Origin of the sequence: Psychrobacillus insolitus (assembly GCF_003254155.1) — a bacterium.
Classification (GTDB): Bacteria; Bacillota; Bacilli; order Bacillales_A; family Planococcaceae; genus Psychrobacillus; species Psychrobacillus insolitus.
On record NZ_QKZI01000033.1, the window covers coordinates 1 to 1054 of the forward strand.

Genomic DNA, 1054 nt, shown 5'->3' on the forward strand with positions numbered 1-1054 from the left:
TACTAATTACTTATTGTAAAAGAGAATCATAAAGTTCTTGCTTAATTTTGTCGGAAACTACACCACTACCTCCAAAAATAGCAAAATCCTCAAAGTTCTTTAAGTGGATTTTCGTTGCATCAGGAATTGTATTAGCTTTTACCAATAAAATGTTTGCATTATTTTTCGCTGCTAAAACAGATCCAGCTAATGCATCCGGGAAATTAGTGCCTATAGCCACATAAGCAATCTCAGTTCCCATTTCTAAGTTTTTCACTACTTCTGAAGCGGTTGAATAGCGATCAAGTCCTCCGTAACGTTTAGGTGATGGTAATTCTCCTTGCACTTGATTGCTGACAACTCCGGTACTACCAACGATAATGCTTGATGTTTTACCTACTAAACCTTGTTTTGTTTCTTCTGGCAACTTATCTGTTCGTGTCAATAATATTGGAATACCATTTTTGGAAGCATAGGCCGATACAGATAGAACATCTGGAAAATTAAATCCATTTGATATGACTACCTTCGAGGAAGGTAACTTTTTCGCAATTAGTGCTGCCGTTTCAAAACGGTTTTCGCCTCCAATACGTTCAACAGAAAGCCCCATAGCTTTCAATTCCTTTTCAATGCCCGCTGATACAGCTCCCGTGCTACCAAGAATTATGACTTTTTTAGCTTTCAAACGAATAATCTCTGATTTTGTATCTGCATTTAATTTCGTTGGTTGGGTCAATAAGATGGGTGCATTATGCATATATGCAAGTGGTCCACCTGCTAATGCATCAGGAAAATCAATCCCTGTCGCTAAGACTACTACATCCGATTTTTCCCAACCTGTTTTTGCAATTGAAGTTGCTGTTAGGTATCGATCTACACCAGAAATTCTTTTGACTTCACTTGGGATATATTTTTCCACAATTACACGTGTTTCTTCACTTTTATTTCCAGCTCCATCAGTAGCCGTGATTACTAAGGTTGTTCCGACTGTTTGAACAGGAATTTCAACCTTAAAGTTTCCATTCACATCAGTAGTAATTGTTCCAATCACTTGATTTAGTTTCTTCACTTCTAT

General features: G+C 37.3%; 1 protein-coding gene. It reads right to left on the bottom strand.

Annotated elements, in window-relative coordinates; all coding sequences use genetic code 11:
* Positions 1 to 10: 10 nt before the first annotated feature.
* A partial coding sequence (locus C7437_RS16790) for a cell wall-binding repeat-containing protein (protein ID WP_211310046.1) occupies positions 11 to 1054 on the bottom strand: 1044 nt, incomplete at its 5' end.